20 protein-coding genes are annotated in these 22,854 nt (G+C 67.9%); 9 read left to right on the top strand and 11 right to left on the bottom strand.

Annotation, left to right across the window (positions count from 1 at the left end):
- Positions 1-3: 3 nt before the first annotated feature.
- Positions 4-801, bottom strand: coding sequence for an ABC transporter ATP-binding protein (locus G3572_RS05695; protein ID WP_164609658.1), 798 nt, complete (start codon positions 799-801; stop codon positions 4-6).
- Positions 802-875: 74 nt separating this feature from the next.
- On the opposite strand from G3572_RS05695, the gene G3572_RS05690 reads away from it, so the two are divergent.
- On the top strand, positions 876-1,286 hold the full coding sequence (locus tag G3572_RS05690) for a cupin domain-containing protein (RefSeq protein WP_164609657.1): 411 nt from the start codon (positions 876-878) through the stop codon (positions 1,284-1,286).
- A gap of 2 nt (positions 1,287-1,288) precedes the next feature.
- Here the strand turns inward: G3572_RS05690 and hydA are convergent, their stop codons facing one another.
- Both hydA and G3572_RS05680 read right to left on the bottom strand, forming a co-directional pair.
- On the bottom strand, positions 1,289-2,743 hold the full coding sequence (gene hydA / locus G3572_RS05685) for a dihydropyrimidinase (RefSeq protein WP_164609656.1): 1,455 nt from the start codon (positions 2,741-2,743) through the stop codon (positions 1,289-1,291).
- A gap of 73 nt (positions 2,744-2,816) precedes the next feature.
- On the bottom strand, positions 2,817-4,067 hold the full coding sequence (locus G3572_RS05680) for a Zn-dependent hydrolase (protein ID WP_164609655.1): 1,251 nt from the start codon (positions 4,065-4,067) through the stop codon (positions 2,817-2,819).
- A 138-nt stretch (positions 4,068-4,205) separates the two neighbouring features.
- Between G3572_RS05680 and G3572_RS05675 the strand changes: the two genes are divergently transcribed.
- From G3572_RS05675 to G3572_RS05660, 4 genes are all read left to right on the top strand, one after another.
- On the top strand, positions 4,206-4,853 hold the full coding sequence (locus G3572_RS05675; RefSeq protein WP_164609654.1) for a TetR/AcrR family transcriptional regulator: 648 nt from the start codon (positions 4,206-4,208) through the stop codon (positions 4,851-4,853).
- A gap of 298 nt (positions 4,854-5,151) precedes the next feature.
- The gene (locus G3572_RS05670; RefSeq protein ID WP_164609653.1) at positions 5,152-6,867 is read left to right on the top strand and encodes a cation:proton antiporter; all 1,716 of its coding nucleotides are present in this window, start codon (positions 5,152-5,154) and stop codon (positions 6,865-6,867) included.
- A gap of 27 nt (positions 6,868-6,894) precedes the next feature.
- Positions 6,895-7,665: an SDR family NAD(P)-dependent oxidoreductase gene (locus tag G3572_RS05665; protein WP_164609652.1), complete on the top strand. Its 771-nt coding sequence runs from the start codon at positions 6,895-6,897 to the stop codon at positions 7,663-7,665.
- Positions 7,665-10,274 (top strand): HAD-IC family P-type ATPase, encoded by a 2,610-nt coding sequence (locus tag G3572_RS05660; RefSeq protein WP_164609651.1) that lies wholly within the window; start codon positions 7,665-7,667, stop codon positions 10,272-10,274. Before G3572_RS05665 ends, G3572_RS05660 begins: the two co-directional genes overlap by 1 nt.
- Before the next feature lie 39 nt (positions 10,275-10,313).
- On the opposite strand, the gene G3572_RS05655 is transcribed toward G3572_RS05660, so the two are convergent.
- The 7 genes from G3572_RS05655 to G3572_RS05625 form a co-directional block, all read right to left on the bottom strand.
- On the bottom strand, positions 10,314-10,919 hold the full coding sequence (locus G3572_RS05655; RefSeq protein WP_164609650.1) for a TetR/AcrR family transcriptional regulator: 606 nt from the start codon (positions 10,917-10,919) through the stop codon (positions 10,314-10,316).
- Between the two features lie 64 nt (positions 10,920-10,983).
- On the bottom strand, positions 10,984-12,231 hold the full coding sequence (locus tag G3572_RS05650; RefSeq protein WP_164609649.1) for a mandelate racemase/muconate lactonizing enzyme family protein: 1,248 nt from the start codon (positions 12,229-12,231) through the stop codon (positions 10,984-10,986).
- A 146-nt stretch (positions 12,232-12,377) separates the two neighbouring features.
- A complete protein-coding gene (locus G3572_RS05645) occupies positions 12,378-13,601 on the bottom strand; it encodes a TCR/Tet family MFS transporter (protein WP_354003991.1) in 1,224 nt (407 codons plus the stop codon).
- Complete coding sequence (locus G3572_RS05640; protein WP_164609648.1) at positions 13,598-14,323, bottom strand: alpha/beta fold hydrolase; 726 nt, start codon at positions 14,321-14,323, stop codon at positions 13,598-13,600. Before G3572_RS05640 ends, G3572_RS05645 begins: the two co-directional genes overlap by 4 nt.
- Positions 14,316-15,101: a 3-oxoadipate enol-lactonase gene (gene pcaD, locus G3572_RS05635; RefSeq protein WP_164609647.1), complete on the bottom strand. Its 786-nt coding sequence runs from the start codon at positions 15,099-15,101 to the stop codon at positions 14,316-14,318. Before pcaD ends, G3572_RS05640 begins: the two co-directional genes overlap by 8 nt.
- A 3-nt stretch (positions 15,102-15,104) precedes the next feature.
- Positions 15,105-16,061, bottom strand: a complete 957-nt coding sequence (locus G3572_RS05630) for a threonine ammonia-lyase (RefSeq protein WP_164609646.1) — start codon at positions 16,059-16,061, stop codon at positions 15,105-15,107.
- Positions 16,058-16,882 carry an alpha/beta fold hydrolase gene (locus tag G3572_RS05625; protein WP_164609645.1) on the bottom strand — a complete coding sequence of 275 codons (825 nt, stop codon included), beginning with the start codon at positions 16,880-16,882 and terminating at the stop codon, positions 16,058-16,060. Before G3572_RS05625 ends, G3572_RS05630 begins: the two co-directional genes overlap by 4 nt.
- A 338-nt stretch (positions 16,883-17,220) precedes the next feature.
- On the opposite strand from G3572_RS05625, the gene G3572_RS05620 reads away from it, so the two are divergent.
- Both G3572_RS05620 and G3572_RS05615 read left to right on the top strand, forming a co-directional pair.
- Entirely contained in the window at positions 17,221-19,005 is a 1,785-nt protein-coding gene (locus tag G3572_RS05620; protein ID WP_164609644.1) for an ABC transporter transmembrane domain-containing protein, read from the top strand.
- A gap of 263 nt (positions 19,006-19,268) precedes the next feature.
- On the top strand, positions 19,269-21,158 hold the full coding sequence (locus tag G3572_RS05615) for an acyl-CoA synthetase (protein ID WP_164609643.1): 1,890 nt from the start codon (positions 19,269-19,271) through the stop codon (positions 21,156-21,158).
- Between the two features lie 89 nt (positions 21,159-21,247).
- On the opposite strand, the gene G3572_RS05610 is transcribed toward G3572_RS05615, so the two are convergent.
- The gene (locus tag G3572_RS05610; RefSeq protein WP_240335408.1) at positions 21,248-22,147 is read right to left on the bottom strand and encodes a DMT family transporter; all 900 of its coding nucleotides are present in this window, start codon (positions 22,145-22,147) and stop codon (positions 21,248-21,250) included.
- Positions 22,148-22,275: 128 nt separating this feature from the next.
- On the opposite strand from G3572_RS05610, the gene G3572_RS22055 reads away from it, so the two are divergent.
- Positions 22,276-22,509 carry an Ada metal-binding domain-containing protein gene (locus G3572_RS22055; protein ID WP_240335407.1) on the top strand — a complete coding sequence of 78 codons (234 nt, stop codon included), beginning with the start codon at positions 22,276-22,278 and terminating at the stop codon, positions 22,507-22,509.
- A gap of 18 nt (positions 22,510-22,527) precedes the next feature.
- Positions 22,528-22,851 carry a helix-turn-helix domain-containing protein gene (locus G3572_RS22050; protein ID WP_354003990.1) on the top strand — a complete coding sequence of 108 codons (324 nt, stop codon included), beginning with the start codon at positions 22,528-22,530 and terminating at the stop codon, positions 22,849-22,851.
- Positions 22,852-22,854: the final 3 nt, after the last annotated feature.

Here is a 22,854-nt window from a genome sequence, read left to right as displayed (position 1 = left end):
CGCTCAGTCATCCTGATGCCCCGCCCGCAGGCCTTCGCGCACGCGGTGCGCAATCTCGATGAACTCGCGGCTGTCACGGATGTCCAGCGGGCGCTCGCGCGGCAGCGGACTGTCGATCACATCGGTGATCCGTCCGGGGCGGGGCGACATCACCACGATCTTGGTCGAAAGATACACCGCCTCGGGGATCGAATGGGTGACAAAGCCGATGGTCTTGCCCGTCCGCGCCCAGAGCTTGAGCACTTCCTCGTTCAAACGGTCGCGCACGATCTCGTCCAGCGCGCCAAAGGGCTCGTCCATCAGGAGAATATCGGCGTCAAAGGCCAGCGCCCGCGCGATGCTGGCGCGCTGCTGCATCCCGCCCGAAAGCTGCCACGGATACTTCCCGCCAAATCCGGCAAGCTCCACCAGCTCCAGCACGCGGTCCACCCGCTCTTGCTGCTCGGCCTTGGAAAACCCCATGATCTCCAGCGGCAACTTGATATTGCCGGCAATCGTGCGCCACGGGTAAAGCCCCGCCGCCTGAAACACATAGCCATAGGCGCGGCGGCGGCGCGCCTCGTCCGGGGTCATGCCGTTGACGCTCAGCGCGCCCCCGGTCGGATGCTCCAGCGCCGCGATGCAGCGCAGGAATGTGGTCTTGCCGCAACCCGAAGGCCCGATGAAGCTGACAAAATCCCCCTTGTTGATCGTCAGGTTCACATCCTTCAGCGCATGCACCGGCCCGTCACCTGTCTGGAAGGTCAGGTTCAGATCGCGCGCCACAATCACCGGCGCGGCCGGGGTCAAGGTATCTTTCATCGCATCACACCCTTTGGCGCCGCCGCCCTTCGATGATAGGCTCCGTGCCGCTCCATCTGGCAACCGAGGGTCCCATGCCGATCTGCCATAAACTGCACCCCGAAGGTGCCTCTGCCGAAAGCTATGACGGCAAGCAAGGCTTCACCTACACCGCAGGCATCAGCGCGCAAAGCGTCGGCAGCAGCGGTATCTGCATGCATATGCTTGCCATTCCGCCGGGGGGCCGCGCCCGCGCCCACAAACACGCCACCCATGAAACCGCGATCTACATGCTCGAGGGCGTGACGGTCATGTATTGGGGCGCGGCGCTTGAACACCGGATGGAGGTCGCGGCGGGCGAGATGCTCTACATCCCCGCCGACATGCCGCATCTGCCCTTCAATCCCGGTCCCGGCACCGCACGCGCCGTGATCGCCCGCACCGATCCCGACGAGCAGGAAAGCGTCGTCCTGCTCCCGCATCTCGAGGCTCTGGTTCCCGCCTGACATCACACCCCCGTCGCCGGAATGCCGCTGCGCTGCACGGGGCGGGGGGCGGTCAGGTCCTTCCACTGGCTCAGCGCACGGTTCACCGCAGGCCGCGCCTCGCGCGGCACGAACTTCCCGTGGCCCTCGCGGCCCTCCACCTTGTCCTCGGTCACGGCCACGTGGCCGCGCGTCAGGGTGAAACGGGGCAGGCCCTTCACCTTCTGGCCCTCGAAGACGTTGTAATCGATGGCCGATTGCTGGGTGCTTGCGGCAATGGTCTTCTCGCGCTCAGGGTCCCAGACGACCAGATCGGCATCGGCCCCCACCAGAACCGCGCCCTTCTTCGGATAGCAGTTCAGGATCTTGGCGATGTTGGTGCTGGTCACCGCCACGAATTCGTTCGGCGTCAGGCGTCCGGTGCCAACCCCGTGCGTCCACAGCATCGGCAAGCGGTCCTCGAGCCCGCCGGTGCCATTGGGGATCTTCGAGAAATCGCCGCGACCGAACCGCTTCTGCTCGGTGGTAAAGGCGCAATGGTCGGTCGCCACCACCGACAGGCTGCCCGACATCAGCCCCGCCCACAGACTGTCCTGATGCGCCTTGTTGCGGAAGGGCGGGCTCATCACGCGCCGCGCCGCATGATCCCAATCGGGGTTGAAATACTCGCTCTCGTCCAGCGTCAGGTGCTGGATCAGCGGCTCGCCCCACACCCGCTTGCCGGCCTGACGCGCCCGGCGGATCGCCTCATGCGCCTCCTCGCAGGACACATGCACCACATAGAGCGGCACCCCAGTCATGTCGGCGATCATGATGGCGCGGTTGGTCGCCTCGCCCTCCACCTGCGGCGGGCGGGAATAGGCATGACCCTCGGGTCCGGTGTTGCCCTCGGCGATCAGCTTGGCGGTCAGCTCGGCCACCACATCGCCATTCTCGGCATGCACCATCGCCAGCCCGCCCAGCTCGCCCACCCGGCGGAAGCTGGCAAACAGCTCGTCGTCATTGACCATCAGCGCGCCCTTGTAGGCGAGGAAGTGCTTGAAGCTGGTGATCCCCGCCTTCACGCTCTCTTCCATCCCCTGCCAGACCTTCTCCCCCCACCATGTCACCGCCATGTGGTAGGAATAGTCGCAATGCGCGCGGCCCGATTTGTTGTGCCACATCTGGGCGGCATCCATCAGCCCCTGACCTTGCCCCGGCAGCACGAAATCGACCACCATCGTGGTGCCGCCCGCCAGCGCCGCCCGCGTGCCGCTCTCGAAATCATCCGCCGAATAGGTGCCCATGAAGGGCATCTCCAGATGCGTATGCGGATCGATCCCGCCCGGCATCACATAGCAGCCGCCCGCATCCAGCACGGTATCGCCCGACAGCCCCTTGCCGATCTCGACGATCACCCCGTCTTCGATCTTCACATCCGCCGCATAGGACAGATCCGCCGTCACCACCGTCCCGCCCTTGATCACCGTCGAGGCCATCGCGCCACTCCCTTATTTTCTGTCCGCAAATATCCCGCGGGGGTCCGGGGGCGCGAAGCCCCCGGCGCCGGCCTCAGGATACCACCTCTGCCACTTCCAGCGCCGCATGCAGCAGCACATCCGTCCCCGCCGCCGCCCATTCGGGGGAAATCTCCTCGGCCTCGTTGTGGCTGAGCCCGCCCGCACAGGGGCACATGATCATCACCGTGGGGGCCACGCGGTTGATCCAGCAGGCGTCATGCCCCGCGCCGGACACGATATCCATATGCGCATAGCCCAGCCGCTCCGCCGCCCCCCGCACCACCTTCACCAGATCCGGGTCAAAGGTCACGGGGTCGAAATGCCCCACATCCTCGATCGCGCAGCCAAGCCCCAGTTCCGCCGCCACCGCATGGGCCGCGCGCGTCACCTCGGCCTTCATCGCATCCAGCTTGGCCTGTTCGGGGCTGCGGATGTCCACGGTGAACACCACCTTGCCCGGAATCACGTTGCGCGAGTTCGGATGCACGAAAACCTGCCCCACAGCACCCACGGCGTTCGGCTGGTGGCTCATCGCGATCTGGTGGACGCGTTCGGTGATCCGCGCCATGCCAAGCCCTGCGTTCACCCGCATGTTCATCGGCGTGCTGCCGGTATGGGCATCCTTGCCGGTCAGCGTGATCTCCAGCCACCACAGGCCCTGCCCGTGGGTGACCACGCCGATCTGCCGCCCCTCGGCTTCAAGGATCGGCCCCTGCTCGATGTGCAGTTCCAGCATCGCATGCATCTTGCGCGCGCCCACCACCTCGTCACCGACCCAGCCGATCCGCGCCAGCTCGTCGCCAAAGCGCTTGCCCTCGGGATCGCGGCGGTCATAGGCATAGTCCTGGCTGTGGATGCCCGCGAACACGCCCGATGCCAGCATGGCGGGGGCAAAGCGCGCGCCTTCCTCGTTGGTCCAGTTGGTCACCACGATGGGCCGACGCGTCCTGATCCCCAGATCGTTCATCGTGCGCACCACTTCCAGCGCGCCAAGGACCCCCAGCACCCCGTCATAGCGCCCGCCCGTCGGCTGCGTGTCCAGATGGCTGCCCATATAGACGGGCAGCGCCTCGGGGTCGGTGCCTGCGCGGGTGGCAAACATGTTGCCCATCGTATCCACGCCCATCGTCATGCCTGCCGCCTTGCACCAGCTTGCAAACAGGTGCCGCCCCTCGCTGTCGGCATCGGTCAGCGTCTGGCGGTTGCAGCCGCCCGCCACGCCGGGACCGATCTGCGCCATCTGGTCAAGGCTGTCCCACAGCCGCGTCGAATCGATGCGGAGGTTCTCTCCGGGTGCTGGCATCAGCTGGCTCTCCCTGTGTCCGCGGGCTGTCTTTGCACCCCTTGCGGCGACTCATTTCCTGACCGTATGGTCAAGACGAAGCGCACCACAACCTGACCATCCGGTCAACATAAATCAGGCGAAGGCCAAAACCCGCGTATGACCCAGATCGCCCAAGTTTCGCGCATTCCCAAAGGCAAACGCACCGAAATCCGGCGCGAAAATGAACGTGTGATCCTCGATGCCGCCGAACGGGTCTTTGCCGAGGCAGGCTATGGCGGGGCCACCATGCAGCTCATCGCCGATATGGCGGGGCTGCCCAAGGCCAACCTGCACTATTATTTCCCCACCAAAGAGGCGCTTTACCGGCAGGTCGTGCGCAACATCTTCGAGATCTGGTTGCAGGCCGCCGAAAGTTTCGACGATGCCCCCGGCCCGGTCGAAGGGATCGGCGCCTATATCGAGGCCAAGATGGCCATCTCCCGCCGCCATCCCTATGGCTCCAAGGTCTGGGCGTCAGAGGTGATGCACGGCGCGCCGGTGATCCAGGATTATCTCGAAACCACCTTGCGTGACTGGACGGCGGGGCGCATGGCGCTCATCCAGCGCTGGATCGACGAAGGCAAGATGGCGCCCGTCGATCCGCGCCACCTGCTCTACATGCTCTGGGCGATGACCCAGCATTACGCCGATTTCGGCCACCAGATCGAAACGCTCAACAACGGCCAGCCGCTCAGCGATGCCCAATGGGCCGAGGCGACCGAAACCGTCAAATCGGTGATCCTGCGCGGCATCGGCGTGATCTGAAGTGGCACGCTCCCGCTGCGGGGCTCGCCCCCGCAGGGGCCGTGCGCATTTTCTGCGGCGCGTTTGACACAGGTCAACCCCGCCGCGCCGCAAAACCCATACCCTGAACCCAGACAGCCGAGTCAGGGCCCAGCCGCGCTTTGTCTGCGGCGGTCCGCATGGGCAGAACGGGGCAGGGGCGGCGCAGCCTCCGCCCTTGCCGCCCGGCCGATGCCGCAGCGCCGCCTTGTGTGCGGGGGATGCGGCCCCATCCATCAGCCAGCCCGGCACGCGCGGGTTCGCAGCACAAAGGACAGACATGCCCCACCTGACCCCCTTTGCCGAAATCGCCCTGCTGCTTGTGATGGCGGCGGGCGTGGGCCTGTTTGGCATGGTCCTGCGCCAGCCGCTGATCGTCAGCTTCATCGCGGTAGGGCTGATTGCAGGGCCTTCGGCGCTCGATCTGGTGCATTCCGACGCACAGATCGACCTTCTGTCGGAACTCGGCATTGCGGTGCTGCTGTTTCTGGTCGGCATCAAGCTTGATGTGAAGCTTGTCCGCACGCTGGGCGCGGTTTCGGTGCTCACGGGGCTGGGGCAGGTCGCCTTCACCGCCGCCTTTGGCTATCTGATCGGGCTGGCGCTGGGACTTGGCGCACTGACCAGCCTCTATGTCGCCGTCGCGCTCACGTTTTCCTCGACCATCATCATCGTGAAACTGCTCTCGGACAAGCGCGAGATCGACAGCCTGCACGGCCAGATCGCGCTCGGCTTTCTGATCGTGCAAGACCTTGTGGTGGTGCTGGCGATGATCCTGCTCTCCGCCATCGGCATTGGCGCGGCAGATGCGGGGCATGGCGGCGCCTCCGTCACGGGCGTTCTGGCCGCAGGGGTGGGCATGGTGGCCGCCGTGGTGCTCTTCGTGCGCTACGTCGCCACCCCGCTCACCACGCGTCTGGCCCGCGCGCCCGAACTTCTGGTGATCTTCGCGCTCGCTCTGGCGGCGATGTTCGCGGCGCTGGGCGATGCGGTGGGCCTTGGCAAAGAGGTGGGCGGCCTCATGGCAGGGGTCGCGCTCGCCTCCACCCCCTACCGCGAGACCATCGCCGCGCGGCTCGCACCCTTGCGCGATTTCCTCTTGCTGTTCTTCTTCATCGCGCTGGGCGCAACACTCGACCTGTCGCTTCTGGGCACCCATGCCTTTGGCGCGGCGGTGTTCTCGCTCTTCGTGCTGGTCGGCAATCCGCTGATCGTGCTCGTCATCATGGGGGCCTTGGGCTATCGCAAGCGCACCGGATTTCTGGCAGGGCTGACGGTCGCGCAGATCAGCGAGTTTTCCCTGATCTTCGTCGCAATGGGCGTCAGCCTTGGCCATGTCGGCGAAGATGCGCTGGGTCTGGTCACGATGGTCGGCCTCGTGACCATCGCGGCGTCGACCTACATGATCACATGGTCGCACCACCTTTATGCCCTGTTCGAGCCGCTCCTTGGCGTGTTCGAGCGCAAGGGCACCCCGCGCGAGCCCTCCGAGGCCGGAAGCCACAAGGCGCACGGTTTCGCCGTCATTATCTTCGGACTCGGCCGCTTTGGCACCGCCATCGGCCTGCGGCTGAAAAGGCGCGGCCTTTCGGTGCTGGGGGTCGATTTCAACCCGCAGGCGGTGGCGCGCTGGCGGGCGCTGGGGCTGGAGGCCGAATTCGGCGATGCCTCGGACGCCGAATTCGTGGCCGAACTGCCGCTTGCCGCCGCGCGCTGGGTCGTCTCGACCGTGCCGATCCACCCCACGGGCCTCAGCCATGAAGACGCGCGGCTGACGCTCCTGCAATCGGTGCGCGGCGCGGGCTTTGCTGGCCGCATCGCCGCCGCCTCGCATGGCGCGGCAGAGACCGACCAGTTGCGCCACGCCGGGGCCGATACCGTGCTCGAGCCGTTCCAGGATGCCGCCGACCGCGCGGTGGACCTGCTCTGCGGTGCCATCGCGCAAGACCGCACCGACATTCCCGACCTCCCCGGCGAAGACCGCATCGCCGGCTGATCCCCTATTTCACGCAAGGAGTTTTCCATGAACCGCACCGCAAACAAGACCGCCATCATCACCGGCGGGGCCGTCGGCATCGGTCGCGCCTGCGCCATCCGTCTGGCGCAAGAGGGCGCCAGGGTCGCCATCTTCGACATGCTCGCCGACGAAGGCGCAGCCCTCGCCGCCGAACTCACCGGACAGGGCCACGCCGCCGCCTTCTGGCAGGTCGATGTCACCGACGAAGCCGCCGTGAAGGCCGCGACCGATGCCGCAGCCGCGCATTTTGGCGGCCTGCATGTCGTGGTGAACAACGCAGGCATCTCGGGCAGCCCCAAGCCCACGGATGAGGTGACCGAGGCCGACTGGGACAAGGTGCAGGCCGTCAACGTCAAGGGCGTGTTCTTCGGCACCAAACACGCCATCCCGCACCTGCGCGCGGCGGGTGGCGGCTCCATCATCAACCTGTCGTCCATCGCGGGGCTGATCGGCGTCGGCAATCTGGCGGCCTATCACGCCTCCAAGGGCGCGGTGCGGCTGATGTCGAAGAACGATGCCATCACCTATGCGCCCGATAAGATCCGCGTGAATTCGATCCACCCCGCCTATATCTGGACGCCGATGGTGGAAAACCACCTGCGCGCCACGGCCCCCGATCTCGAGGCGGCAAAGGCGGCGGCAGGGTCGGTCCACCCCGTCGGCCATATGGGCGAACCCGATGACATCGCCTGGGCCGTGGTCTGGCTGGCATCGGAGGAGTCAAAATTCGTCACCGGCGCCGAGATCGTCATCGACGGGGGCTACACGGCACGCTGATGCAGATTACCAACGCGCATGCCCGCCCCGCCCACAGCTGCCTGACCGATCTGGACAGCCATGACACCGGCCTGACCGATGCCGAGGCGGCGGCACGGCTGGAACGCCACGGCCCGAACCGCCTTCCGCAGACGCGGGCGCGCGGCCCGCTCCTGCGCTTTGCCGCGCAGTTCCACAATGTGCTCATCTATGTGCTCCTGGCCGCCACCGCCGTCACGGCGGCCCTGCAACACTGGGTCGATACAGGGGTGATCCTTGCCGTGGTGCTGGCCAATGCCATCATCGGCTTCATCCAGGAAGGCAAGGCCGAGGCGGCGATGGCCGCCATCCGCACCATGCTTGCCCCGCGCGCGGCCGTCCTGCGCGACGGCCAGCGGAAAACCGTCGAAGGGGCGGCGCTGGTGCCGGGCGATATCGTCCTGCTGGAAGCGGGTGACAAGGTGCCCGCCGACCTGCGGGTGCTCCACGCGCGCGGGCTTGCCGCGCAAGAGGCGATCCTGACCGGCGAATCCGTGCCGGTGGAAAAGGGCAGCACGCCCGTGGCGCAGGATGCCCCGCTCGGCGACCGCCGCTCGATGCTCTGGTCCGGCACGCTGGTCACCCAAGGCACCGCGCGCGGGCTGGTGGTCGCCACCGGCCCCGATACAGAAATCGGGCGCATCGGCGGCCTGCTGGCGGGGGTGGAGCAACTGACGACCCCGCTTGTCGCGCAGATGGATCATTTCGCGCGCTGGCTCTCGCTCCTGATCGTGCTGGCGGCAGGGCTCTTGCTGCTCTGGGGCTCTGTGGTGGGCGGCCAGCCCTTTGCCGAACTCTTCATGTCGGTCGTCGCCATCGCCGTGGCCGCCATCCCCGAAGGTCTGCCCGCCGTGATGACCATCACGCTCGCCATCGGCGTGCAGGCCATGGCGCGGCGCAATGCCATCGTGCGCCGCCTGCCCGCGATCGAGGCGATCGGCTCCGTCTCGGTGATCTGCACCGACAAGACCGGCACCCTGACCCGCAACGAAATGCTGGTCGCGGCGGTGGAAACCCCGCACGGCAGCTTTTCCGTCACCGGCGAAGGCTACAGCCCGCAGGGCAGCATCACCCCGACGGGCGATCTGACGCGCATCGCCGCCGCAGCGGCCCTGTGCAACGATGCCGCGCTGCTGGAAAAGGCGGGCGGCTGGACTGTGGAAGGCGATCCGATGGAAGGCGCGCTGCTGGCCTTTGCCGGCAAGGTCAGCCAGAATCTCGGCGCCCCCCGGCTCGATGCCATTCCCTTCGACAGCCGCCACCGCTTCATGGCGACGCTGACTCAAGGCGCGGGTGGCCCCGTCACCCATGTGAAAGGCGCGCCCGAACGGGTCTTGGGCATGTGCGCGGGTCTTGACCAGACAGACTGGCAGCAGCGGGCCGATAGGATGGCGCGGCGCGGATTGCGCGTGCTGGCGCTGGCCGAACGGGCCGAGGCGGGCGCGCAGATCGACGCCCGGACACTGGATGGCAGCCTGACCTTCCTCGGCCTTGTCGGCCTGATAGACCCGCCGCGCCCCGAAGCGATTGCGGCGGTGGCCGAATGTCGCGCCGCAGGCATCGCGGTAAAGATGATCACCGGCGATCACGCCGGCACCGCCGCCGCCATCGCGGCGCAGATCGGGCTGGCACGGCCGGACCGCGTGCTGACAGGGGCCGATCTCGACAAGCTCGACGATGCGCAACTTGCCCGCGAGGTGGCCAATGTCGATGTCTTTGCCCGCACCAGCCCCGAAGACAAGCTGCGCCTTGTCACCGCGCTACAGGCCAATGGCCTGTCGGTGGCGATGACGGGCGACGGGGTGAATGACGCCCCCGCCCTCAAACGCGCCGATGCGGGCATCGCAATGGGGCTCAAGGGATCAGAGGCCGCCAAGGAAGCCGCCGATCTGGTGCTGGCAGATGACAACTTCGCCAGCATCGCGGCGGCGGTGCGCGAAGGGCGCACCGTTTACGACAACCTCCGCAAGGTCATCAGCTGGACCCTGCCCACCAACGCGGGCGAGGCGCTGGTGATCGTGGTCGCGCTGATGGCGGGCATGGCCCTGCCGGTCACCGCCGTGCAGATCCTCTGGGTCAACCTCATCACCGCCATCACGCTGGGGCTCGCGCTGGCCTTCGAGCCGACCGAGGCAGGCACCATGACCCGCCCCCCGCGCAGGCGCGACGCGCCGGTGCTGTCGGGGGCCTTGGTCTGGTATGTGCTGTTCGTGGGCTTTCTGTTCGTGGTCGCGATCTTCGGGATGTTCAGCTACGCGCTCTCGCGCGGCTATCCGCTGGCGCTGGCGCAGACCATGGCGATGAACACGCTGGTGGTGCTGGAAATCTTCAACCTGTTCTTCGTGCGCAACATGCACGGCACCTCGCTGACCTGGCAGGCCCTGCGCGGCACGCGGGTGGTCTGGGGGGTGGTGATCGCCGTCACCGCCGCGCAGTGCGCCGTCACCTATGTGCCGGTCCTGCAAGGGGTGCTCGGCACGCAGGCGGTGCCTTTCACCGACGGGCTGCTGATCGTCGGGGTGGGCGTTGCCTTCTTCGCGATTGTCGAGATCGAAAAGCAGATCCGTCTCGGCCTGCGCGCCCGTCGCTGAGCGGGGGGCAGGGCAGGGGCGGGCGCAAGCCTGCCCCCGTCAGGGCGCGCGGGTCACATTCGCCAGCACCACCGCGATCATCTGCTCGATCCGGTCCACCGGCACGCCCGAGATGCGCTTTTCCAGACCGAGCAGCACGATGCCATGCACCGACGAGAACAGCGCCCGCGTCATCAGGTCGATCTGCGGCGCGGGCCAGTCGGGAAAGATGCGCTGCAGCGGGGCCGAGATCAGCCCGAACAGCGCCGCGAGTTCCGCCAGATACCACTGGGGCACCGCCGAATCCTGCGACATCTCCAGATCGAACAGCGCCCGCCACGCCTTCGTGTTGGCGGCGGCAAAGTGCAGATAGGCATGCGACATGGTGATCAGACTGTCTTGCGCCGACATCTCGCGCGCGCCAAGCGAGGCCGACACCGCCGCCCCCAGCCGCCGGAAGGTGCGCCCGTTGACCGCCATCACCAACTCGTTCAGATCGGCAAAGACGGTATAGATCGCCCCCACCGAACACCCCGCCAGCCCCGCCAGATCGCGCGCCTTGAGCGCGGCAAGGCCCTTGCTGGCGATCAGCGCCTCGGCATGGTCGATCAGCCGGTCGCGCAGCGCCTCGCGGCGCAGGTCTGTCTTGCTGGGGGGCTTGGCCATTCCGGCTCCGTTTGCTGCTCTTGAACTCTGTTCAAGACTACCCCCGCCCGCCCGAAGGTGCAAATCAGGTCTTGTGCGGCAGGGTCGACGGCGCGCCGCCCTCGAACCTGTTGCCATTGGTGTAATCGCAGGGCGCCTCCTGCATCTGCAGATGCAGCCCGCTGCCGGTATAGGGATGGGCGCGGGCGACATCCTCGTCGAACTCGATGCCCAGACCGGGGGCGTCGGGCGGCAGGATATAGCCGTTCTCCCATGCGATGGAATTGCGGATCAGCTTCTGGTGGAACGCGCCGCCCGTCTCGATCGTCTCGGCGATCAGCAGGTTCGGGATCGAGGCGGCCAGATGCACATTGGCCGCCCATTCCACCGGACCCGCATAAAGATGCGGGGCCATCTCGGCGTTGAACACCTCGGCCATCGCGCTGATCTTCTTGGCCTCCCAGATGCCGCCCACGCGCCCCAGCGCCGGTTGCAGGATCTTGACCCCGCCCAGACGCAACAGCGCGCCGAACTCGGCCTTGGTCGTCAGCCGCTCGCCCGTCGCCAGCGGCACCCGCACCTGTCGCGCCACTTCGGCAAATTCCGCCAGATTGTCCGGCGGGATCGGCTCTTCGTACCACAGCGGATTATAGGGCTCGAGCTCCCGCCCCAGCCGCGCCGCGCCCGCCGTGGTGAACTGGCCGTGGGTGCCAAACAGAAGGTCCACGCGGTCGCCCACCGCCTCGCGGATCGCGCGGCAAAAGGCGACGGAGCGGGTGATGTCGGACAACGCGGGCTGATGCCCGCCGCGAATGGTATAGGGGCCGGCGGGGTCGAACTTGACGGCGGTGAACCCCATCTCCATGAAGCGCACCGCCGCCGCGGCGGCAGCGTCAGGATCGACCCAGAACTCAGGGTCCTCGTTGCCCGGTTCGGGGTAGAGATAGGTATAGCTGCGGATGCGCTGGTTGATCCTGCCGCCCAGAAGCGCCCAGACCGGCCGGTTGCGGGCCTTGCCCAGAATGTCCCAGCAGGCGATCTCCAGCCCCGAAAACGCGCCCATCACCGTGGGGTCGGGCCGCTGCGTGAAGCCCGCCGAATAGGCGCGGCGGAACATCAGCTCGATGTTCTCGGGGTTTTCCCCCTCCATATGGCGGGCAAACACATCCTCGATCACCGCGACCATCGCCTTTGGCCCGACGGTCGAGGCATAGCATTCGCCATAGCCCACGATGCCGCAGGCGGTGGTCAGCTTGGGGAAGATCCAGTAGCGCCCGCCCCAGCCGGGAAAGGGCGGGGCCACGACGAAGATTTCGAGGTCTTTCAGCTTCATGGTCCGGCGTTCCTTTTGCGGCAACCGCCGGGGGACGTCGCGTCCCCCGGACCCCCTGCGGGATATTTTCAGACAGAAAATGAGCCTAGGCGGGGATGGGCGCGAGAGCAAAGGCGTTTGCGACATGAAATGCCGCAAACGGAAGATCAGGCCGCGGCCGTGCGGCGCAGGCGCGGGCCGAGGACATGCAGCGCAAGGCAGGCCAGCATCAGCGCGGCGGCGAGGAGGAAGGGAGCGCCCGGAGCAAAGACCGGGGCGCCGGGGGCGGTGAAGGCGCTGAAAGTGGCGGTCATGAGGAGGGGCGAGGTGATCATGGCGATGGCGTTGAGGCTGGCCAGCACGCCCTGCACCTCGCCCTGGGCATCGGCGGGGGCCGCGCGGCTCGCGATGGCCTGCAGGGCAGGGGTGACCGCCCCGCCCAGCGCGGTGACCGGCGTGATCATCAGCGCCAGCGCGGGCGAGGTGACAAGCCCCAGCGCGGTGAGCGTGACCACATCGACCCACATGCCGTAATGGGCCGCCCTGTGCTCGCCGAAGCGGCGGATCATCGGACCGACCAGCAGCGCCTGACCCAAGGCAAAGCTGATGCCGTAGATCGCCAGCGACAGGCCCACCATCTGGCTGGACCAGCCGAAGCGCGCCTGTCCGTAATAGGCCCAGATCGACGGATAGACGTTCATCGCGATGCCGAGGATCAGGAAACAGGCCAGCGTCAGCCGCAGCCCCGGCAGGCGGCTGACCGCGCGCAAGGCCCCCAGCGGATTGGCGCGGCGCAGCGAGAAGGGGCGGCGCGTCGCCTCGGTGACGGTTTCGGGCAGCACCCACCAGCCGAAGGCCAGATTGGCAAAGGCCAGCGCGGCTGCGGCATAGAAGGGCGCGCGGGTATCGACCCCCGCGAGCAGCCCGCCGATCAGCGGCCCCAGCACGAAGCCCACGCCAAAGCCCGCGCCGATCAGGCCGAAGCGCGCGCCGCGCTGTTCGGGCGGCGTGATGTCGGCGATATAGGCGGTGGCGGTGGCATAGGTCGCGGCGGTGATGCCCGCCACCAGCCGCGCGATGAGCAGCAGCCAGATCGTGGGCGCGACCGCCATCACCAGATAATCGAGCCCCATCACCAGCAGCGAGACGAGCAGCACCGGACGGCGGCCGAAGCGGTCGGAGAGCGAGCCGAGAATGGGTCCGAACAGGAATTGCATCACCGCGTAAGAGGTGGCCAGCACCCCGCCCCAGAGCGCGGCATGGGCCAGATCCTGCCCCGTCACGCTGCGGATCAGGTCGGGCATCACCGGAAAGATCAGACCGATGCCGATGGCGTCGAGCGTGACGGTGGCAAGGATGAAGGTCAGGGCGAGCTTTGGCGTTTGCGTCACGATGCGGCCTCTGGCTGCCTTGCGATGGCGTCCAGCCGCCGGGCCAGCACCTCGGGGCAGGCGAAGAAGGGCGAATGCGAGGTGGGCAGGGTGCTGCGATGGGCAGGCGGCACGGCTTGCGCCATCACCTCCTGATATTCGGGCGGGATCGCGCGGTCATCCGTGCAGCGGATGTAATGGCGCGGCAGCGACTGGCTGCGCGGCGTCAGCGCCAGCGGGGTTTCCTGCGGCGCGATGGGTTGCGGCGTAAGGCACAGGGCGGCCAGTGTCTGCGCCTGCGGGTCGCAATCGTGATAGAACAGCGCGCCTGTCTGCGCAGGATCGAAGGTGAAGGTGCCGGTGGCCTTGTCGATCCGGATCGCCGGAGCCAGCGGCTGGCGCGGGCCGGCGCGGCGCATGTCGCCAAGGCTCTGCCCCGCCACGGGCGCATAGGCGCAGAGATAGACCAGCGCCGCGATATGGGTCGGGTCGGCTTCGGCGGCGGCGGTGATCGCATAGCCCGCCATCGAATGGCCGACCACGAGGGTGGGGCCGTCCAGCGCCGCGCAGATCGCCTGCGCATAGCTGTCCAGAGTCACCTGATCCGCCGGAGTGCGGTCGCGCCCGTGACCGGGCAGGTCGATGGCGCGGGCGCGGTGGCCCAGCGCCTCGAGGGCCGGGATCACCCGGTGCCAGCACCATGCCCCGTGGCAGGAGCCGTGGATCAGCAGGAAATCAGACATGGCCGATGCTCTCCAGAAAGTCGCGCAAGGCGTCGGTATAGGCGTCGGGCTGTTCGACCATCGGCAGGTGGCCCGCGCCGCGGATCAGCCGGAAACGGCTGCCGAGGATCAGGCCCGCGGTCTCTCTCACCAGATCGGGCGGCGTTGCGCCGTCGCGCGTTCCGGCAATGGCCAGCGTGGGCAGGGTCAGCCCGGCGGTGGGTGTGTAGAAATCGGTGCCCGCAATCGCCGCCGCTGCCCCCATCCAGCCCTCGGGCGGGGTGGCCAGCAGCATGGCGCGCATCTGCGGCAATTCGGGCAGGTCCCGCCAGCCGCGACCGAACCAGCGCTCCAGCGTGGCATCGGCAATCGCCTCCAGCCCGCCCGCCCGCACGGCCTCGATCCGCGCCTGCCATTGCGAGGCGATCCCGATGCGGGCAGCGGTGTTCGACAGCACCATGCCGCGCACCAGATCGAGCCGCTTGACCGCCAGCCCCTGCGCGATCATCCCGCCGATCGACAGGCCGACCACCACCGCCTCGCGCATCCCCGCCTGCGCCATGACCCGCTCCACGTCGTGGATCAGCGCGCCCATCGCATAGGGGGCGGGCGGGGCATCCGACGCGCCGTGCCCGCGCATGTCCAGCCGCAGGATGCGATGCCCCGGCAGCCGCGCCACCACACCATCCCACAGCCGCAGGTTGGTGCCCAGCGAATGCAGCAGCACCACGGGGGGCGCGCGGTCCGGTCCGGAAAGCTCGGCGTTCAGCCGCAGGTCGGGAAAATAGATCAGCGCCATCGGTCAGCCGAACCGCGCAAGGGCGTCGCGGAACACCACCGCGTCGGCATTGCCGCCACTGGCGACGCAGATCACCGGATCGCTCGTCGGCGTAAACAGCGCCGCCGCCAGCGCCACCGCGCCCCCCGGCTCCAGCACGATGCGCAGATGGGTGAAGGCCAGCGCCATCGCCTCCAGCGCCTGATCGTCGCTCACCGCAATCCCCGCTCCCGCCAGCCGCTGCAACACCGGAAAGGTCAACTCCCCCGGGGCAGGCGTCAGGATCGCATCGCAGACCGAGCCGCTGGCCCGCGCATTGCGCAGCCGCTCCCCCGCCGCAAGCGACCGCGCCATGTCGTCGAACCCCGCCGGCTCCACCGTGCGCAGCCGCAGCCCCGGCGCACGCGCCTCCAGCGCCAGCGCGATGCCCGCCGAAAGGCCACCTCCGCCGCAGCACACCAGCACATCGCCCGCCTCGACCCCCGCCGCGCGGGCCTGCTCGGCAATCTCCAGCCCCACCGTGCCTTGTCCCGCAATCACCTCGGGGTCATCGAAGGGCTTGACCAGCACCAGCCCCCGCTCGGCACAGAGCGCCGCGCCCAGGGCGTCGCGGTCTTGCGCGGCGCGGTCATACAGCACCACCTCGGCCCCGTAGGCGCGGGTGTTGGCAATCTTCACCTCCGGCGCATCCGCCGGCATCACCACCACCGAAGGCAACCCGTGCCGCGCCGCCGCCAAGGCCACGCCTTGCCCGTGATTGCCCGAGGAATAGGCCAGCACCCCGCGCGTGCCTTCGGGCAGCGCCGACACCGCCGCCCACGCCCCGCGGAACTTGAACGATCCGGTCACCTGCAGACACTCGGCCTTGACCAGCACCCGCTTGCCGAAACGCGCGTCCAGCAGCGGCGCATGCAGCAGGGGCGTCACGCGGGCATGTCCCGCCAGCCGCGCCGCCGCCGCCTCGATCATCGCCAGATTCATGCGCAAGCCCCCAGAAACGTCCGGATCACCGCGACCGACTCGGGCTCATCCAGAAACGGAATATGCGCGCGGTCCGCCACTTCGGCAAAGATCATGTCAGGCCGCCGCCGCCGCATCTCGGCGGCCGTCTTGCTCGACAACAGGTCGGAATTGGCCCCGCGCAGCAGGGCCAGAGGCAGCCCCGCACAGGCATCGAACAGCGGCCACAGGTCCACCGCAGGCCCCTCGAACGCCGCCAGAAATGCCTCGCGCAGCGCGGGGTCATAGGTGATGCGCAGGCCCTGCGGCGTCTCGCGGTAATGCAGCCGCGCCTCCTCCAGCCAGCGGCTGGCAGGTACCCCCGCAAACCCCGGCATCACCCCCGGCAGGGCCGCCGCCAGCGCCGCATGGGTCCTTGCCGCCGGATTGCGCCCGACATAATCGAAAATCCGCTCCAGCCCGGGGCGGTGGATCTCGGGCCCCACATCGTTCAGCAACAGCCCCCGCAGCCGCCCGCGCGCCACCGCCGCCAGCATCATCCCGATCAGCCCCCCGCGCGAGGTGCCGATCACCGCCGCCGCCTCCACCCCCAGATGGTCCAGCAGGTCCAGCGCATCGCGCGCCTCGATCGGCACGGTATAGGTTGCCGCCCCCGTCCATGCGCTTTGCCCGCGCCCGCGGTAATCCATACGGATCACGCGGGCAGCCGGCAGATGCGGCAGCATATAGTCAAAATCGCCCATCGTCCGCGTCAGCCCCGACAGGCACAGCACCGGCAGCCCCGCGCCCTGATCGTCATAGGCCAGACGCGTCCCGTCCTGCGCGGTGAAAAAACGGCTCATGGGCAAGGCTCCTTGGCTGGGGCGGGGCAGGCGAACGGGGCGAGTCAAAGACGGAACAGGCAGACAGGGCAAACGGAGCAGGGCAGGCAGACACCGCAGGCAGGGCAGGCGCCGGAACAGCGCACAGACTGGCCGCCCGGCACCGCTCCGGGCAAACCGGCCCCCCCCCGCAGGTAAAGCCCAAGCCGCCCCCGCCCGCAATATCCGATCCGCATGCTGCGGCCTTCGCGCCCGCAAAACCGCCGCCCGCCGCGCAGCAAAGGCGGGGCGCGGCAATTGCGGCGCTTGCCCCCCCGGCCCGGGTTGCCTAAACCCGGCGCAGGACAAGGCAGGACGATATGGCACGCACCCCAACAGTGACAGAAGACCGCGCGACATCGAAACGGGTCAGCGCCCTTGCCGGGCTGATGCCCTTCCTCGCGCCCTACCGCCGCCTTCTGGTGCTGGCGCTGCTCGCGCTCGTGCTGACCGCCGCCGTCAGCCTCGTGCTGCCGCTCGCGGTGCGCCGCGTGGTCGACAACTTCAACGCCGATGTCGTCATTCTCGACCAGTATTTCGGTGCGGCCATCGTGATCGCGGGGCTTTTCGCCTTCGGCTCGGGCATGCGCTATTACCTCGTCACCCGTCTGGGCGAGAGGGTGGTGGCCGACATCCGCCGCGCGCTGTTTGACCGTGTTCTGGGCCTCTCGCCCGCGTTCTTCGAACGGATCATGACGGGCGAGGTGCTCAGCCGCATCACCACCGACACCACGCTGATCCTGTCGCTGATCGGCTCGTCGGTCTCGATCGCCCTGCGCAACAGCCTGATCCTGCTGGGCGGTCTGGCGCTGATGCTGCTCACCTCGGCCAAGCTCGCGGGTCTGGTGCTGCTGATCGTGCCGGTGGTGGTGGTGCCGATCATCGTTCTGGGCCGCCGCCTGCGCACTTTGGGGCGCGAGAATCAAGATTGGATCGCCAATTCCTCCGGCTCCGCCTCCGAGGCGCTGACCTCGGTGCAAACCGTGCAGGCCTTCACGCACGAGGCGCAGACCCGCGCGGCCTTTGCCGAAGTGACCGAGAAAAGCTTTTCCTCTGCCAAGACCCGCATCCGCACCCGCGCGGTGCTGACCATCTTTGTCATCTTTCTGGTGTTCACCGGCATCGTCGGGGTGCTGTGGATGGGCGCGCGCGACGTGCGCGCCGGCGTGATGACGGCGGGCGAGCTGATCCAGTTCGTGATCTATGCCATCATGGTTGCAGGATCGGTGGGGGCGCTGTCGGAAATCTGGGGCGAATTGCAACGCGCCGCCGGCGCGACCGAGCGTCTCGTCGAACTGCTGCACGCCACCGATCCGGTGAAGGACCCCGCCGCGCCCAAGGCGCTGCCCCAGCCGGTGCGCGGCGACATCCGTTTTGACGCGGTCAGCTTCCGCTATCCCGCACGGCCCGAGACTTCGGCGCTCGATGGCATCAGCCTGCATGTGAAGCCGGGTGAAACGGTGGCGCTGGTCGGCCCCTCGGGGGCAGGCAAGACCACCATCCTGCAACTCCTGCTGCGCTTCTATGATCCGCAACAGGGCGCGGTGCGGCTTGATGGCGTCGACCTGCGCGATCTGACCCGCAGCGACTTCCGCCGCGCGCTCTCTCTGGTGCCGCAAGACCCGGTGATCTTCGCCGCCTCCGCGCGCGAGAACATCCGCTTCGGCCGCCCCGAGGCCACAGATGCCGAAGTCGAATCCGCCGCCCGCGCCGCTGCCGCGCATGATTTCATCAGCGCGCTGCCGCAGGGCTATGACACATGGCTGGGCGAGCGCGGCGTGATGCTCTCGGGCGGCCAGAAACAGCGCATCGCCATCGCCCGCGCCATCCTGCGCGACGCGCCGGTGCTGCTGCTGGATGAGGCCACCTCGGCACTCGACGCCGAATCCGAGCGCCTCGTGCAGGCGGCGGTGGAAACCCTCGCGCAGGGCCGCACCACGCTGGTGGTCGCCCACCGCCTCGCCACCGTCAAGCGCGCCGACCGCATCGTGGTTTTCGATCAGGGCCGCATCGTGGCGCAAGGCAAGCACGAGGAACTGGTGCGCGAGGGCGGCCTCTACGCCCGCCTCGCCCGCCTGCAATTCACGGATGGTTCCGCCAGATAGCGGCACAAGCGTGGCTTTCTGAGTATTTGGAAAGCAGCAAAGCCAAGCCGCGCGCGCCGGATTGCTGCTTGCCAAATACTCCCGCCGGAGGCATCCGGCCATGGGCAGGGAATAACGCCGCAGGATCAGGCGCAGCCACCCCGCCCCGTCCATGACGTTGCGTTTTGATCGGCCCCTTCGGCTTGGCAAACGCCGCTTTTGCCCACATTGTAGCGCACAGGGATAATAGACCCCCCATCAACGGGGTCATAGGGGAGGACGCTATGGGGAAATTCGTGACGCGCGAGGATATCGCCGCGACAGAGGCGGAAATGTCATGGGCCGAGCGCCCGGTGGCGCGCACCATGCATGAGTTCATGTCCGCCACCAAGGCCGCGCATGGCGCGCGCCCGGCGGTCAGCTACCAGCTCCTGTCCGGCGCGGATACCCGGCGCGACACCCTGACGTGGGCCGAATTGCATGCCCAGACCACGCAGGCCGCCAACCTCTTCCGCAGCCTCGGCGTCGGGCAGAACGATGTGGTGGCCTATGTCCTGCCCAACAGCCTCGAGACGGTGATCACCCTGATCGGCGGCGCGGTCGCGGGCATCGTCAACCCGATCAACCCGCTGCTCGAACCCGAGCAGATCTCCGCCATCCTGCGCGAGACCAAGGCCAAGGTCGTCGTCACCCTCAAGGCCTTCCCCAAGACCGACGTGCCGCAAAAGGTGGCCGAGGCCGTGCGCCACGCGCCCAATGTCAAGACCGTGCTCGAGGTGGATCTCGTGCGCTACCTCTCGGGTGCCAAGAAATTCATCGTGCCGCTGATCCGCCCCAAGAACCCGGTCAAGCACACGGCTACCGTCAAGAACTTCATGGCCGAACTCGCGCGCCAGCCCGCCGACCGTCTGACCTTCGCCGACGAGCCGACCGACCGCGTCGCCGCCTATTTCCACACCGGCGGCACCACCGGCATGCCGAAGGTCGCGCAGCACAAGGTCTCGGGCATGGTCTACAACGGCTGGCTCGGCCAGCAACTGCTGTTCAAGCCCGACGATGTGGTGATGTGCCCGCTGCCGCTGTTCCACGTCTTCGCCGCCTATCCCATCCTGATGAGCATGATCGCCTCGGGCGCGCATGTGGTATTCCCCACCCCCGCGGGCTATCGCGGCGAGGGCGTCTTCGACAATTTCTGGAAACTGATCGCCCGCTACAAGGCCACCTACATGATCACGGTGCCGACCGCGCTCTCCGCCCTCATGCAGCGCCCGGTCGATGCCGACATCTCCTCCCTGCGCAGCGCCTTCTCCGGCTCCTCGCCGCTGCCGATCGAGCTTTACAACCGCTTCAAGAAGGAAACCGGCATCGAGATCGTCGAAGGCTACGGTCTGACCGAATGCACCTGCCTCGTCTCGATCAACCCGCCCGAAGGCGTCAAGAAGATCGGCTCGGTCGGCATGCCCTTCCCCTATACCCATGTGCGCATCCTGCAAAAGACCGCCGAGGGCTTCCGCGAATGCGCTGTCGACGAGGTGGGCGAGATCTGCGTCGCCAACCCCGGCGTCTTCGAAGGCTCCACCTATACCGAGGTCGACAAGAACAAGGACCTCTTTGCCGAGGGCCGTTTCCTGCGCACCGGTGATCTGGGGCGCATCGACGCCGATGGCTATCTCTTCATCACCGGCCGCGCCAAGGACCTCATCATCCGGGGCGGCCACAACATCGACCCCGCCATCATCGAAGAGGCGCTGATGGGCCATGACGCGGTGGCCGTGGTCGGGGCCATCGGCCAGCCCGACGCCCATTCGGGCGAATTGCCCGCGGCCTATGTCGAACTGGTCAAGGGTGCCACCGCCACCGTGGCCGACCTGATGGATTACGCAGGCAAGCACATCCACGAACGCGCCGCCCTGCCCAAGCATATCGAGATCCTGTCCGAAGTGCCGAAAACCGCCGTGGGCAAGGTGTTCAAACCCGATCTGCGCCGTATGGCGATCACCCGCGTCTATAACGAGGCGCTGGCCAAGGCCGGCATCCCCGCCACCGTCGCGATGGTCGCCGAAGACAAGAAACGCGGCCTCGTCGCCAAACTCGCCAAATCGGGCGAGGTCGAAGATGCCAAGGTCACCGAAGTGCTCGGCGGCTTCACCAACCCGTGGGACTGGGCGGCCTGATCGCCCGGACGTCTTGGCCAGGGTGCGCTCCCCCCGGGGGGCGCGCCGTTTTCGTGCCGCTTCCGCCCGCCGCCGAGGCTCGGACGCGGCTAGCGCCGCCGCCATGCCAGCACGCGCCCATCCATCGCCACCAGCCCGGCTGAAATTAGCGCCAGCCCGGCATAATGCCGTGCATCCAGCGTCTCGCCCAGAAACAGCGCGCCCAGCAGGATGGCGCTCGCCGGAATCAGCAGGGTCACCAGCGCCGTGTTGACCGCGCCCGCCGAGGCCAGCAGCCGGAAGAAGATCACATAGGCCAGCGCCGTCGAGGCAAGGGCCAGCACCAGAACCGCCAGCCCCACCGAAAGCGGCGGTGCGGCCAAAGTCCAGGGCCGCTCGACCACCGCGACAACCGGGGCCATCATCAGCGTCGTCGCCGCCAGTTGCCCGAGCGCCACTTGCGCCGGGGCCAGCCCCATGCCGCGGAACCTCCGGCCATAGGTGCCGGCCAAACCGTAAGACAGCGCCGCCGCCAGACAGGCCAGCATCCCCGGTCCGGCCAATCCGCCCCCCGCAACACCGCCGCCGCCCAGCAAGACCACCACCCCCAGAAAGCCGAAGGCCATCCCGGCCATCCGGTGCCGCGCCATCGGCTCATCCGGCAGCAAGACATGGGCCGCTACCGCCGCAAACACCGGCGTCGTCGCATTCAGGATCGCGGCCAGCCCGCTGGGAATCACGGTCTGCGCCCAGAACAACAGGCTGAAGGGCAGCAGATTGTTCAAAAACCCCATGATCAGGAACGGCCCGCGCGCCGCGCGCTGCAAGGGCCAGCGCATTCCGGCCAGACGGAGGCCCAGCGCCAACGCGCCTGCGGCAAGCGCGCAGCGGGCCAGAACGACGGTCAGCGGCGGCAACCCGGTCACGGCCACGGCGGCAAGGAAAAACGCGCCCCCCCACAGGAAGGACAGCATCAGAAGCAACGCGACATCCTGCAGGCTCATCCGCATCGGTGCTCTTCCTCCCGTTTTCCGCCGGGTCCTGCCTATCGCCTCCCGCCGCCGCTGTCTGGCCGTTTCCGGACCTCGTTCCCCGCTCCGGTCTTGTCAGGCGCGCGGCGCAGGGCGACACTCGGCCCATGCTCGATTTCGACACCTGCAACACTGCCCGCCTCCGCCGCGATCCGTCTTTCGACGGGCTGTTCTTCACGGCGGTGCGCACGACAGGGATCTACTGCCGCCCGGTCTGCCCGGTCCGGCAGCCGCTGACCCGCAATGTCAGCTTTTATCCCACCGCAGCGGCAGCAGAACGGGCCGGCTACCGCCCCTGTCTGCGCTGCCGCCCGGAAACCGCACCCTTCTGTCCGGCCTAGCAGGGCACGAAGGCCACGGTGGACCGTGCGCTGCGCCTCATCCATGACGGGGCGCTGGACCGGGGCAGCGTCGATGCCCTCGCCGCGCGCCTCGGGGTCTGCAGCCGCCATCTGGCCCGGCTGTTTGACCGTCATGTCGGGGCCTCTCCGATGCAGACGGCACAGACCCTGCGCATCGCCCGCGCCAAGCGGCTGCTCACCGATACGGCACTCCCCTTGGCCGAGGTGGCCCTGCAGGCCGGGTTCGGCAGCATCCGCCGCTTCAACGCGGCCTTCCTCAAACTCTACGGCCGCGCCCCCTCCACCTTGCGCCGCCCGTCGGCACCGCTCGGGAGCATTTGAAAA

The sequence above is a fragment of the Pseudotabrizicola algicola genome (assembly GCF_010915705.1).
GTDB lineage: Bacteria > Pseudomonadota > Alphaproteobacteria > Rhodobacterales > Rhodobacteraceae > Pseudotabrizicola > Pseudotabrizicola algicola.
The sequence above is the reverse complement of the archived record's forward strand: the minus strand, read 5'-3'. Positions and strand labels throughout refer to the sequence as shown.